A 13,274-nucleotide genomic window follows, 5' to 3' on the forward strand; every position below is an offset into this window, starting at 1 on the left:
AAGACAAGGGAGGGAGAACCGCGATGAAAGGCTTTCTAAAGGGGTTCTCCCGACTGACCGAAGCGATTGCCGGCGGGATGCTGGCGGCAATCTTCCTGATTTTTCTTCTGCAGATTTTGCTGCGCTACTTCTTTACCCCAGCAGGCTGGACGCTTGAACTGATCGGCATCCTCTGGGTCTGGGTGATTTTCTTCAGCTGCGCCTTCATTGTGCGCGAGCGGGATCATGTGAAATTCGACATTATCTATCTTTCGGTCCCTATGCGTGTGCGTCAGGTCTTTGCGATGCTGGCCGCCGCGGCGATTGTGATCGGGATGCTCTACAGTTTCCTGCCGACGTGGGACTACATCGACTGGATGAAAATCCGCAAAACCGCGACTGTGCGGAACCCGTTCTCGGGTGAGAAGATACCGCTGCGCACCGTGTTCTCGATCTATGCGGTCTTCATGTTGGTTGTCGCCGCGCGCTATGGCTGGCTGTTCTTCGACATCATGCGCAACGGCCCACCTAAAACCGAACTTGAAATGGTCGTGGGATTTAACGTGGTCGACGATCATCCCCGCGTTGACGTGGAAGACGACGAGGACGCAAGCAAATGAGTTTTGAACTTCTTTCCTGCCTGCTGACGCTTTTTGTTCTGGCAGGCATCGGGACCCCTATCGGCTATTCCATCCTTTTGGCGTCACTGATGTATCTGGGTGTCGCTGGTCTGGACGTCGCGCTGGCGGGTGAAAAAATCCTGCAAGGCTTCTACAAAAGCACGATCCTGCTTGCCGTGCCTTTGTTCATCGTCGCCGCCAATATCATGAACGCGGGTTCGATCACCGACCGTCTGCTGAACTTCTGTGTCGCTGCGGTCGGGCGTTTCAAGGGCGGTCTTGGGCACGTCAACGTTGTGGCGTCTCTGATCTTCTCGGGCATGTCCGGCTCGGCCGTCGCGGATGCGGCAGGGATCGGCAAGATCATCATTGAGATGATGACCAAGGATGGCCGCTACAGCCGGGGCTATGCGGCCGCAATCACAGCGGCGTCGGCGACGATCGGCCCGATCATTCCGCCCTCGATTCCAATGGTCCTTTACGCGCTGGTGTCGAAAGCCTCTATTGGGTCCTTGTTCCTGGCTGGCATTCTGCCTGGCCTGATCATGGGCGTCGTCCTCATGGCGATGAACTATTATCTGGCCGGAAAGCGGAACTTTGCATTGGAAGAACCTGTTCCTCTGCGCGAATTGCCGGCTAAAACCGCCAACGCGTTTCCGGCACTGCTGATGCCCGCAATCCTGCTGTACGGTATATATGGCGGCGTCACCACTCCGACCGAAGCCGCCGCAGTTGCTGCATTCTACGCTCTGCTACTGGCAGCGTTGTTCTACCGCGCGCTGACCTTCCGTGGCCTTTATCAAGTGTTCGTCGACAGCGCGCGCTCCTCCGCCGCCGTCGGGGTGGTCATTGGTGGCGCGTTCATTCTGAACTTCATCGTCATTCAGGAACAGATTCCACAGACGATCTCGGCACTGCTGGAGGGTTCGGATGTTAGCCCCATTGTATTCCTGATCCTCGTAAACCTGCTGATCCTCGCGCTGGGATGCGTGTTAGACGCAACAACGATCATCCTGGTGATCGTGCCCCTGTTCATTCCAACCTGCGAAGCGCTCGGGATTGATCTGGTGCATTTCGGAGTGCTGGTCGTCGTGAACTCAATGATCGGTTTGATCACGCCGCCCTATGGCATTCTACTCTTTGTGATCAACGCCGTGACGGACATTCCGCTGCGCGAAATCATCTCCGAAATCTGGGCCTTCCTCGCGGTTCTCATCTTCGCCTTGGTGATAATGATGCTGATGCCGGATCTGGTCCTGTGGTTGCCGCGTATGTTTGGATATCAGGGATAATGTGCCTGTCGGTTTCGACAACGTCGATCCCCGGTGATCTGGCTGAAAAGCTGAGTGCTATCGCTGACGCGGGATTCGGGGGTGTCGAATTACACGAACCGGATTTGACCGCTTTTGACGGACCGCCATCGCAAGTCCGCAAGATTGCATCGGACCTCGGCCTGAAGATATGCCTGTTACAACCCTTCCATAATCTTGAAGGCCAGCCCGAAGCCGGACGTGAGCGCGCCTTTGATCGACTGAAGCGCAAACTCGACCTGATGAACGAGTTGGGAACGGACTTGCTGCTTATCGGGTCTGCTTTCGAGGTCGATACCGCTGCAACTGAAGAACAGGTAATCGCAGATTTTGGCGAGGCGGCCGAGATCGCGAAAGAGATGGGGTTGCGTCTGGCCTATATGGGCTTGCCATGGTCGGATCTTATTCACTCGGATGAGCTGGCGTTGGGCGTCGTTGAAGCTGTCGACAGCCCTCATCTGGGGTTGGCATTGAATTCCTTTTTCTCGCTCGCTGACGGGTCCAAACCCGCCCGCCTTCGGGACATTCCCGGAGAGCGGCTGTTCCATGTGCAACTGTCCGATGCACCTCGACTTGAGATGGATATACGTCGGCTCAAACGGCACTTTGGGCTTCTGCCGGGGCTTGGGTCGCTGAACCTAGCGGGTTTCGTTCGGGTGTTGGCGCGTGCTGGGTACAAGGGGCCTTGGTCCATTGCGCGTGTCAACGAGGCAGCGCCGCAACCCGGTGGTCAAACGCTGGCAAGTGACAGCTTCAGGTCGCTGGTCAATCTTTTGGACGAGGTGTTGCGGACTGAGCCGGGAGCCGATTTCGGCATCCCGGACCTGCCCGAACGCGTTTATGCGTCGGGCTTCGAATTCATCGAATTTACAGCCGACGAAGCAAGCGGCGCGCAGCTGGCAGAAATGCTCTCGGCCATGTGTTTTCGCATGGAACGAAAGCACGTCAGCAAGTCTGTCGAGCTGTGGCGGCAGGGTGCCATAAACATCGTCGTGAATACCGAAAAGGAAGGCTTTGCCCACTCGGCGTTTCTGGGCCACGGTCCTTCGGTTTGTGATATGGGATTGCGCGTCAAGGATGCGGATCAAACGGTTCAACGCGCGACTGCACTGGGCGCGCCGAATTTCTCGCAGCCGGTGGGCACCGGAGAGCTGGATATCCCCGCCATCCGAGGTGTCGGTGGTAATGTTGTCCATTTCATCGATGAGAAATCCGATCTGCACCGTGTCTGGGATATCGAGTTCGAGCCGGTCGCGAAAACCAAAGCAACCCAGCCCGCCGGTTTGCGCCGTATCGACCATTTGGCACAGACGATGCGTCACGATGAGATGCAAAGCTGGCTTCTCTACTACATTTCGACTTTTGAGATGGCAAAGTCTCCTATCGTGAACGTGGCAGACCCGTCCGGCGTCGTTCAAAGCCAGGCCATTGAAAGCCCCGAAGGCGAAGTGCGCCTGAACCTGAACGGGGCTGTTGGGCGCCGAACTCTGGCGGCGTCATTCCTGGAAGACGGCTTTGGAGCCGGAGTTCAGCACATTGCTTTCCGGTCGGACGACATTTTCGAAACGTCGAATCAGTTGCGTAAATCAGGCTTTCCCAGTTTGACGATCCCAGAGAACTACTACGCCGATCTGCAAGCGACCTTCGGATTGGAGGATGATCTGATCGCCCAACTGCGCCGGGGTAACATTCTCTACGACCGAGCAGCGGGTGCCGAGTATTTTCAGATCTACAGCCGCCCGATCTTCAACGGACTGTTTTTTGAAATCGTTGAACGCCGCGCGGGCTATGCAGGGTATGGTGCACGGAATGCCCCCATTCGCCTTGCTGCACAAACGAAACAATACCCCGCGAAAGAAACGCAACTCCAATGACCGACTCGGAAGACAAAATCACAAGCGACGAGCGCGCAGTTCGCCAATGGTGGCGCACGTCTATTATCGACATGAAACCCGGACAGATCGCGTTTCGTGGAAATCCCATCGAGGACCTGATCGGGAATGTAACCTTCCCGCAGATGATCTGGCTGATGGTACGGGGCGATCTGCCCAGCGATGCTCAGGCGCGTTTGTTTGAGGCTGCGCTGGTCGCAGGCGTGGATCACGGCCCGCAGGCGCCCTCTATCGCGGCGGCGCGCATGGCTGCCACCTGCGGGGTAGGTCTCAATAATGCGATGGCGACTGCGGTGAACATGCTGGGAGACGTGCATGGAGGTGCAGGAGAGCAGTGCGCAGAGTTGTACTATGATATCGCGGTCCGCATGGATGCGGGAGCTTCGCTGAATGACGCTGTTCGGGATGGCTTGGACAGCTGGCGCGAGACCTACGGCAAGATCGTATCGGGCTTTGGTCACAGGTTTCACAAGCCCGTTGACCCACGTGCGCCTCGATTGATGCAACTTGTTCGAGATGCGGCGGCAGAAGGCACAGTTTCTGGCCGGTTTGCCGATATCGGAGAAGAGGTTCAAGCCGAACTCGGTCGTCAACGAGGCGGTCGGCCAATTGCCATGAATATTGACGGCGCGACAGCTGTGATCTTCTGCGAACTTGGCTTTCCTGCGCCCTTGTCGCGAGGGCTGTTCTGCCTGTCCCGCTCGGTCGGAATACTCGCTCACGCTTGGGAACAGATGAACCAGGGTGGCCGCAACAAAGGGCCGATGCCCCCTAATTACTTACCCCTCTACGAAGACAGGAATGATGACACGTGAGACATCGAAATCCTTCCGGGTCGGCCTTATCGGCTGTGGTCGTATCAGCGATATTTATCTAAAAACACTATCCAAATTCTCAAACGTTGAGGTCGTGGCTTGCGCAAGCCTTGACCCTTCGGAAAGCCGCACCAAGGCAGATCAATACGGTATCGCCAAGGCCTGTGCGCCAGATGGGGTGTTTGACGATCCGACGATTGACTGCGTTCTGAATCTGACAATTCCGGCGGCGCATGCCGAAATCAGCCTGCGTGCGTTGGAGGCGGGCAAGCACGTCTATTCCGAGAAGCCGCTGGTTATGGATCGAACGGATGGTAAGACGATTCTGCACATGGCCTCTGAAAAGGGGCTGCTGGTCGGTTGCGCACCCGACACATTTCTGGGCGGTCGTTGGCAAACCGTTCGGCGCTTGATCGATGAGGGTGCCATTGGCAAACCGACAGGGGTTTTTGCCCATGTCGGTACCCACGGGACGGAACGCCACCATCCCAACCCGGATTTCTACTACCAGGCCGGTGGCGGGCCCTTGCTGGACCTTGGGCCATATTACCTGACCGCCATGGTTTGCTGCCTTGGTCCGGTTGACCGGGTCGCCGGAATGGCTCGGCGCACGTTCGACAAAAGGATGATCGAAAACGGCCCTCGCAACGGTGAATGGATGGATGTCGAGGTCGACACGCATTCCCTAAGCCTGCTGCAGTTCTCTTCCGGGGCTATAGGGTCGATGACCATGAGCTTTGACGTCTGGGATAGCGAAACGCCGCGGTTCGAGATCTACGGTGAAAAAGGCACCATCAGCATCCCAGACCCTGACCCGGTACATGGTGCCAACATCTTTCAGGGGGATGTCTGGCTGAAAACGCGGGAGACCTCGCGCTGGTCTCATCAGCCGCGCCCATCCGGTCGCGAAGGCTGGCAGGTGGTCGTCAACAAACACGGGTTCAATGAGGACAGCCGTGGTCTCGGCCTTTTGGATCTGGCCCTGGCGGCGCAAGAAGGACGCCAACCCCGTGCAAGTGGAGCGCTCGCCTACCACGTTTTCGAGGTCATGGACGCGATCGAACGGGCACCAAAATTTGGCGCCTATCAGACGATAGAAAGCCGTTGCGCGGCTCCGGAGCCTTTGCCGGTCGATTTCCTTAACGATGAGAGGAAGGAATTGGTTCATGCCGATTGAGACACTCGACTTTGCTCAGCCATTCTTTCGCGTCCAGCACATAACTGACGAGCGCAGAATTTCTATCGAGGGTCGCGCCATCGTCCTTAACCTTGGGGGGCGAAATCTCTCTGTCGAGGATCAGACCATTGCACCGCTTTCCTCTGTGATCGTGCAAGACAGCACGCTTAGCGGCGTGGAACGTGCAGTCATTGTCCACGATTTCGACGCCCATGCCGATGACAACGAGTTGTTCGCATGGGTGAAAGATACATGGCCATCTGCTTTTGATGTTCGCCAAGAGGAGCGTTTACGCGGTGTCAGCCACTACATGTCGCCAAAGGTCTTTGTGGGTAACGTTGGGCTGACCATGTACCATTCCGGCTCGGTGCCGCTGAATGTCGGATTGCACAAGGATCATCCGTTCTGCCCGGTACCGGGGTTTCGCGAAGTGCATACACAAATCGTAGGCTTTGGGAAAATGCAGCAATGCCGTGAGCGGGATGTTGAATCCCTTTACCTCGAAGAATTCATGGCCCCCGGCACGACGCACAAACCGATGTATGACGCCGAAGGCAACTATCCCTGGCATCAGTACGAGACGATTACCCCCAGCATTTTCATGGCGGTGGAAATGCTGCCGGAAGGCGTACGGGTCCCGGAAATGGAGATTCAGAATGGCTGAGAGACTTTTTTCCGAAGACCTGAACTTTGACGGACCTTTCCCCCGATTGTCTCGCCGTTTGCGGCTGGGTGTTGTTGGCGGCGGACGTATCTCTGTCACGCAGGCAACGGCCGCGCGGATGACCGACCGGTGGGAGGTCGTCGCAGGAGCGCTCAGTTCTGACGCCGTGCGAAGCAAGGCGCGTGGGGCCGAGTGGTTCCTGCCGGCCGACCGGTGCTACGCGTCGTTCGAGGAGATGGCACAGGCCGAGGCGGCACGCCCGGATGGCGTAGATGCCGTCATGATCACCACCCCGAACCACGTTCATTTCGAAGCGGCCAAAGCCTTTCTGGAGGCGGGCATTGACGTGCTGTGCGATAAGCCCCTGACCAACGAAGTCGCGGAGGCCGAAGGGATTGAGGAGATTACCGCGCGCACGGGACACATCTTTGCTGTCGGCTATGCGATGTCATGTTTTCCAGTAATCCGTCAGGCCAAACAAATCGTGGCGGAAGGCGGCATCGGTAAAATCAACCAAATCCACGTCGAGTTCATGCAAGACTGGATGACGCCCGATGATGTGGCAGATGCGCCCCACGTCAAATGGCGGCTGGACCCAAAGATTTCTGGTCCGACCAGCTGTGTCGGCGATATCGGCACCCATGCCGCGCATCTCGCCAGTTTTGTCTCGGGCCTGCCCTTGACCGACCTACGGGCTGAGTTTCATGTCTGCGGCGCGCCAAAGCCTTTGGAAGACACAGCATTCATGTTCACCCGCTATCAAAACGAGGTTCCGGGGACCCTGATGGCGACACGCCTTGCCCCCGGGAATCGGGGAGGGTTGCGGTTGCGCATATTCGGGAACGAAGGAGGTCTCGAGTGGGACCTGGAGAATTCGGAACAGCTGAAGTTCAATCGGTTCGGTGAGCCGGATCGTATCATCAGCCGAGGTCACGGGCATGGCATCGGCCCCGGCGCAGAACGTCTAATCCGGACCGCGCGCGGCTTCCCAGAAGGGATTATCGAAGCCTGGGCCAACCTCTATACGGAATTTGCTATGGCCGTAGCCGCGCGTCGGGATGGCGTTACCGTTCCGGATGATTGGCTTACTTATCCCAGTGTCGAACAAGGTGCAGATGGCGTCCGGTTTATTGAAGCCTCCGTGCGCTCTCACCAGTCCGGAGGTGACTGGGTCACTCTCTAAGGCTCTGCCAACAAGAATGAAAAACACGCCCGGGCAGTTGCCCGGGCGCTTTCATTTCCTGCTCAGTATTAAGAGTTGATATTTTCAAAAATATCAGATATTTTTTACTACGTGTGATGAATTTGAGATTCGCAGACACGTGGAGCTGCCGTTCATGGTGAAACCCGAAGAGGCTGGCGCAAGCCCCTCTCTCTATTCCTTGGCGCATCTGACGCTGATTGGCTGTACGCCGCCCGAGTTGGTCTATATCGCAGCGCGGGCCGGTTACGATGCCGTCAGCCCCCGCTTCATTCCGATGCATGTGCCCGGTGAATTCACTCAATCTCCAATCGACAAGGCACAGGTGCAGGCCACAAAGACGGCGCTTGCAACCACGGGTCTGAAGGTTCTGGATATCGAGATCGCACGCATCACCGAAGACGTGGACCCGCGTAGTTTTGAGTGCTCGCTGGAGATCGGTGGGGAACTGGGCGCCAAACGCATGATCATGAGCGCGTGGACCAACACCCGCGATGATCGTGACTTCCTGATCGACGTCTATTCGGAAACCTGCGAGTTGGCAGCGCCCTATGGGTTAACGGTGGATCTGGAATTTCCAAGTTTTTCACGCCTGCGCACTCTAGATGAGGCGCTTGATATCGTGCGTGCCTCTGATCAACCGAATGGCGGTATTCTGGTCGATACGCTTTATCTGCACCTCAGCCGCGTGGATTTGGGAGAGCTTTTGCACGTCCCCTCGGACCTGTTTCACTTCCTGCATATCTCTGATTGCCTGCCCGGCATCGCTGATACGCGCGAGGGCATGATCCAGTTGGCCCGCGATGCGCGGCTCTACCCCGGTGAAGGCTGGATTGATTTCACCGGCATCATCGAACGGATGCCGCCCGTCGACTACTCCATTGAATTGCCCAACCAAAGCCGCGTTGCCGAGTTGGGATACGAAGAACATGCGCGTCGCTGTCTCAGCCACGCCAAGCGAACATTCGGCGAGGCGCGGTCACAGCGTCGTATGCCCGATGCAGCAATTCCAAAACACCAAGAGGATCATCATGGGCAAAGAGCTCACTGAAAACGACCGCAACATGGCGGCCGATATGCTGGCACGCGCCCGCGCTGCCATGGCCGAGATTGAGGATTGGGATCAGGACAGGCTGGATCGCCTGTCTCAGGCCATTGCCTGGTACGCAGGGAACGAAAAAACCTTCACGCGTCTGGCCCAGCAAGGCGTGGACGAAAGCGGTATCGGAGATCGCGCCGGACGCCCTGCGAAACGATTCAAGATTCACATGGTATTGCGTGATGTCCTGCGCACGCCCTCGACAGGGATCGTCGAGGTTGATGAGGACAAGGGGCTGGTGAAATATGCCAAACCTGCTGGTGTGATTGCGTCTCTGATCCCCATGACCAATCCGGCGATGACGCCACCGGTGACCGGTGTCTCCGCCGCCAACGCCCGAAATGCGGTCATCTTCAGCCCGCACCCTCGCACCGCTCACACGACTTACGAAATGGTCGAGGTCATGCGTGCAGCTTGTCGTGCTGCCGGAGCCCCCGAGGATCTGTTTCAATCCATTCGCAAACCGTCGATCCCGTTGACGCAACATCTAATGGAGATCTGCGACCTGACTTTGGCGACGGGCGGCAAGCCGATGGTCAAAGCGGCCTATAGTTCAGGGCGACCGGCCTATGGCGTCGGCGCGGGCAATTCCTCCATCGTCATCGACGAGACAGCCGACTTGGACATCGCCGCTCAGAACACACGAATTTCAAAGACCTCTGATTTTGGGTCGGGTTGCTCGGCCGACGGCAACATCATCATCCAGCGCTCGGTTTACGACGATATGGTCAAGGCGCTTCAAGCCGAAGGCGGCTACCTGTGTTCGGATGAAGAGAAGGCCATGCTCGAAGCGGCCATGTGGGACGACAAAGGCAACCGCACCTTCCCGACCATCGCCTGTCCGCCGCAGCAAACAGCCAAGGTCGCCGGTTTTAGCATCCCAGAAGATCGCAAGTTTCTGATGGTTGAAAATCAGGGGCAAATCGGGCCGCAGTACAAGTTCTCCAAGGAGAAACTGACCACGCTGATGGCGCTTTATCACTTCGAGACGTTCGATGACGCGCTGGAAATGGTCAGCCAGATCTACAACACCGGCGGTAAGGGCCATTCTTGCGGGATTTATAGCCACAACGACGATCACATCGATCGGTTGGCGCGTCTGGCTCCGGTTAGCCGTATGATGGTACGACAGCCGCAATCGAAGGCCAATGCTGGCGCGTGGACCAATGGCATGCCCATGACCAGCAGCCTGGGCTGTGGCATCTGGGGCGGCAACATCACCAACGAAAACGTCACCATGAAACACATGATGAACTACACCTGGGTCAGCCGTCCGATACCCGAGGATCGCCCCTCGGAGCCGGACCTGTTCGGTGAATTCTACGGACAGGAGGTCGCGTGATGGACGGAGCGAAACTGGAAGGCAAAACCGTTGCTGAACATATCGTCGACTTTCTCGAACGCCGTGAGGTGAAACATGTGTTCGGCCTTTGTGGCCACACGAACATCGCGGTTCTCGCTGCACTGGCCGAAAGCCCGATTGATTTCGTTACTGTGCGGCATGAACAGATCGCCAGCCACGCGGCGGACGCTTATGCCCGCGTGACGGGCAAGGCCTCGGTGGTGCTGTCCCATCTCTCCCCGGGACTGACCAATTGCGCCACCGGGGTCGCTAATGCTGCGTTGGACTGTATCCCCATGGTCGTGATCGCTGGGGACATACCTACGCATTATTATGGCAAACACCCGCATCAGGAAGTGAACCTTCATGCAGACGCCGCCCAGTGGGAGATCTATCGCCCCTTCGTAAAACGCGCCTGGCGGGTGGATCGCGCAGACCTGATGGCCGAAATTCTGGAAAAGGCGTTTCATCTCGCTGAAAGCGGACAGCCCGGGCCGGTTCTGGTCAATGTCCCCATGGATATCTTCTCTGAAGTGATCCCCGCGGACAGCTTCGACCGTATCCGCGACAACACGCGCGCGCTCAAGAAACCGTCGATTGACGATGAAACAGCGCGTGAAATCATTGAGGCCCTGGCGCAGGCCGAAAACCCGGTCGCCTATGTCGGCGGTGGTATCCTTCTAGCTCAAGCCAGCGAGGAGTTGCGCGCGTTCGTTGAACATATGGGGCTGCCCGTTGCTCATTCTCTGATGGGCAAGGGCGCGTTGCGGGACGACCATCCGCTTGTGCTGGGAATGACTGGCTTTTGGGGTACAGAACTGGTCAATCAGTCCTGTCTGAATGCGGACTATATCTTTGCCGTGGGAACGCGGTTCAAAGAGGCCGATTGTTCCAGCTGGTATCCTGGCTATACGTTCAACATCCCCGGGTCCAAGGTCATTCATATCGACATTGAACCGCAGGAGATCGGTCGGAACTATCCCACCGAGATCGGCGTCGTCGCGGACGCCAAAGTTGCCTTGCGCGTTCTCAATCGGGTTGCCCGCGAGATGTATCCAGAGGGCTTTAAACGCCCCACGCTGGAGCAGAAGATTTCTGACTTCCGGACAGACTTCAAAGCGCGCAACGTGGAAATGGCGACTTCATCAGCCTTTCCAATGATGCCCGAGCGTATTCTGGCAGATACCCGGAAGGCTCTGCCCGAGGACGCCATCATCACCACGGACGTAGGGTGGAACAAGAACGGCGTCGGACAGCAATTCGATATCCTGACGCCGGGTTCGATCCTGACTCCGGGCGGGTTCGCGACGATGGGCTTTGGCCCTCCGGGCGCGATAGGCGCGAAGCTGGCAGCACCTGATCGCGTTGTACTCAGCTTGGTCGGCGATGGTGGCTTCGGTCAAAACCCGTCGATGTTGGCAACGGCGGTCGAACTTGATTTGGGCATTATCTGGCTGGTCATGAACAACAACGCCTTCGGCACTATCGCAGGTCTGCAAAAGGCACACTACGGTCTGACCTACGGGACTACATTCCCCGGATCAGCCGCCGCACCCGCAAACGGACCGGGCTATGCCGACATAGCGCGAGCCTACGGTGCGGATGGGCACAGGCTCAGCGCTGCTGATGAATTGTTGCCCGCATTAGAGGCGGCAATCGCGAGCGGCAAGCCAACCGTGCTTGATGTGCCAATGATCAACAACCCGACACCAACGACCGGACATTGGAACATTCTCGACATCTATTCGCCAGACCGGGATGTTTCGCACGTTGCAACTTAAACTGTCTGCGCGAGGCACACACCGCAAGGGAAGTGCTTCGCGCGGACCTGACCTGATTTCTTGCTCGCGAAAGTGATTAAAGAAACGTCAGTCTGCCTTGCCAGCAGTGCGTTGAGTGAAGAGTGGACCCAACCACCCGCAAGTACATAAAAAATAGCATAAAATTGCCTTTTCACATTTGGGCCGTTCAGGTGTTAAATTAAATAAGTGGGTTCGTTTGTGAGCCTCCAAAACGACTTTGTATCCTGAGGACAACAGATCGTTGCCTCTTACGTCGCCATGGCTTTGGCTATATCCAGAACGCAGCCCGCACTTCGGCCGGTCGGTCGCCATTTGGGGTTCGCACCTCTAGCATCGTGCCTGCGTCCCAATGCTGGGCATCAACCATGCCAATTGCGACGTTTGTTCCAAAGTCAGGTGACCAGGCGGCGGATGTGATTTGACCGACCCGCTTTCCGTCTTTGAACAAAGGCCAAGCTGAACGGGCAGGAGGCACGGGATCACCGGGAATGGAAATCGCGCGGATCTGTCGGGTCGGGCCAGTTTCGGCCTCGCGAGCCAGTGCATGCATGCCGATGTGGTCGCTGTCCTCGCCGGGTTTGCAGAACTTTCCCAAACCACACTCCAGTGGCGAGTTTTCCATTGTCATGTCGTTGCCATAGCTCAACAGCCCGCCTTCGATCCTTTCGATCAGGTTTGGACATCCCGGGCGAACATTCAGATCAGCTCCGGCTTCGAAAAGGGTGTTCCATAGAGGCATACCGTAGGCACCGTTTTCGACATAGATTTCATAGCCGCCCTGTTTCGAGTAACCAGAGCGCGTGATCACAAAGGACGTGTCCTGAAACGCCAATCGTTTGTAGCGGAAGAAGCGGATATCCCGAACCTCGTCTCCAAAGACCCGCGCCATCAGGTCATCCGACTTTGGTCCTTGAACGGCCAGTGGCGAGACGTCAGGTTCGAACACCCGCACATCCATACCTGCACCGACGGCCAAACCCTTAATCCACAAAAGCAGATCGCTGTCGGCGATTGAGATCCACCAGCGATCCTCGCTGTGTTTGATCGCGACCGGATCATTCAGCATGCCGCCATTTTCGTCGACAATCGGCACGTAGTAACACTGGTCTTCCTGCATTTTCTCAAGATTGCGAGGGGTCAACCGTCGCATCAGGCGGCCCGCATCCGGGCCATTCAGTTCGATCTGCCGTTCGCAGGACACATCCCAGACCTGGACGTGAGATTTGAGATGCCGGTAATCCGCCTCGACGCTCTCAAAAACCGTAGGCAGCAGCATCCGGTTATAGACGGTGTAGGCGGTAACGCCCTTGTCTTCGACGCCCTCGGAAAAAGGGGTCTGACGCAGGCGGCGGGATTGGGACAGCAGACGCATT

Annotated in this window: 11 protein-coding genes; 10 read left to right on the forward strand and 1 reads right to left on the reverse strand. The window is 57.1% G+C overall.

Annotation, left to right across the window (positions count from 1 at the left end):
• Positions 1 to 23: 23 nt before the first annotated feature.
• From ACR0IV_RS10955 to ACR0IV_RS11000, 10 genes are all read left to right on the forward strand, one after another.
• Positions 24 to 599 (forward strand): TRAP transporter small permease, encoded by a 576-nt coding sequence (locus ACR0IV_RS10955; protein ID WP_480659108.1) that lies wholly within the window; start codon positions 24 to 26, stop codon positions 597 to 599.
• Positions 596 to 1,891, forward strand: a complete 1,296-nt coding sequence (locus ACR0IV_RS10960; protein WP_480659110.1) for a TRAP transporter large permease — start codon at positions 596 to 598, stop codon at positions 1,889 to 1,891. Before ACR0IV_RS10955 ends, ACR0IV_RS10960 begins: the two co-directional genes overlap by 4 nt.
• The gene (locus ACR0IV_RS10965; RefSeq protein ID WP_480659111.1) at positions 1,891 to 3,783 is read left to right on the forward strand and encodes a bifunctional sugar phosphate isomerase/epimerase/4-hydroxyphenylpyruvate dioxygenase family protein; all 1,893 of its coding nucleotides are present in this window, start codon (positions 1,891 to 1,893) and stop codon (positions 3,781 to 3,783) included. The genes ACR0IV_RS10960 and ACR0IV_RS10965 overlap by 1 nt, the downstream gene beginning before the upstream one ends.
• The gene (locus tag ACR0IV_RS10970; RefSeq protein WP_480659112.1) at positions 3,780 to 4,616 is read left to right on the forward strand and encodes a citryl-CoA lyase; all 837 of its coding nucleotides are present in this window, start codon (positions 3,780 to 3,782) and stop codon (positions 4,614 to 4,616) included. Before ACR0IV_RS10965 ends, ACR0IV_RS10970 begins: the two co-directional genes overlap by 4 nt.
• Positions 4,606 to 5,793: a Gfo/Idh/MocA family protein gene (locus ACR0IV_RS10975; RefSeq protein WP_247748107.1), complete on the forward strand. Its 1,188-nt coding sequence runs from the start codon at positions 4,606 to 4,608 to the stop codon at positions 5,791 to 5,793. The genes ACR0IV_RS10970 and ACR0IV_RS10975 overlap by 11 nt, the downstream gene beginning before the upstream one ends.
• On the forward strand, positions 5,783 to 6,457 hold the full coding sequence (locus ACR0IV_RS10980; protein WP_170353334.1) for a hypothetical protein: 675 nt from the start codon (positions 5,783 to 5,785) through the stop codon (positions 6,455 to 6,457). The genes ACR0IV_RS10975 and ACR0IV_RS10980 overlap by 11 nt, the downstream gene beginning before the upstream one ends.
• A complete protein-coding gene (locus ACR0IV_RS10985) occupies positions 6,450 to 7,640 on the forward strand; it encodes a Gfo/Idh/MocA family protein (RefSeq protein ID WP_480659114.1) in 1,191 nt (396 codons plus the stop codon). Before ACR0IV_RS10980 ends, ACR0IV_RS10985 begins: the two co-directional genes overlap by 8 nt.
• Positions 7,641 to 7,794: 154 nt before the next feature.
• Positions 7,795 to 8,709, forward strand: a complete 915-nt coding sequence (locus ACR0IV_RS10990; protein WP_480659115.1) for a sugar phosphate isomerase/epimerase family protein — start codon at positions 7,795 to 7,797, stop codon at positions 8,707 to 8,709.
• Positions 8,690 to 10,099 (forward strand): aldehyde dehydrogenase family protein, encoded by a 1,410-nt coding sequence (locus tag ACR0IV_RS10995; protein ID WP_480659116.1) that lies wholly within the window; start codon positions 8,690 to 8,692, stop codon positions 10,097 to 10,099. Before ACR0IV_RS10990 ends, ACR0IV_RS10995 begins: the two co-directional genes overlap by 20 nt.
• Positions 10,099 to 11,880 (forward strand): thiamine pyrophosphate-binding protein, encoded by a 1,782-nt coding sequence (locus tag ACR0IV_RS11000; protein ID WP_480659118.1) that lies wholly within the window; start codon positions 10,099 to 10,101, stop codon positions 11,878 to 11,880. The genes ACR0IV_RS10995 and ACR0IV_RS11000 overlap by 1 nt, the downstream gene beginning before the upstream one ends.
• A 289-nt stretch (positions 11,881 to 12,169) precedes the next feature.
• Here the strand turns inward: ACR0IV_RS11000 and ACR0IV_RS11005 are convergent, their stop codons facing one another.
• Positions 12,170 to 13,273, reverse strand: a complete 1,104-nt coding sequence (locus ACR0IV_RS11005) for a dimethylsulfoniopropionate demethylase (RefSeq protein WP_480659120.1) — start codon at positions 13,271 to 13,273, stop codon at positions 12,170 to 12,172.
• Between the last annotated feature and the right edge of the window lies 1 nt (position 13,274).

The sequence above is a fragment of the Ruegeria sp. C2 genome, assembly GCF_056537765.1.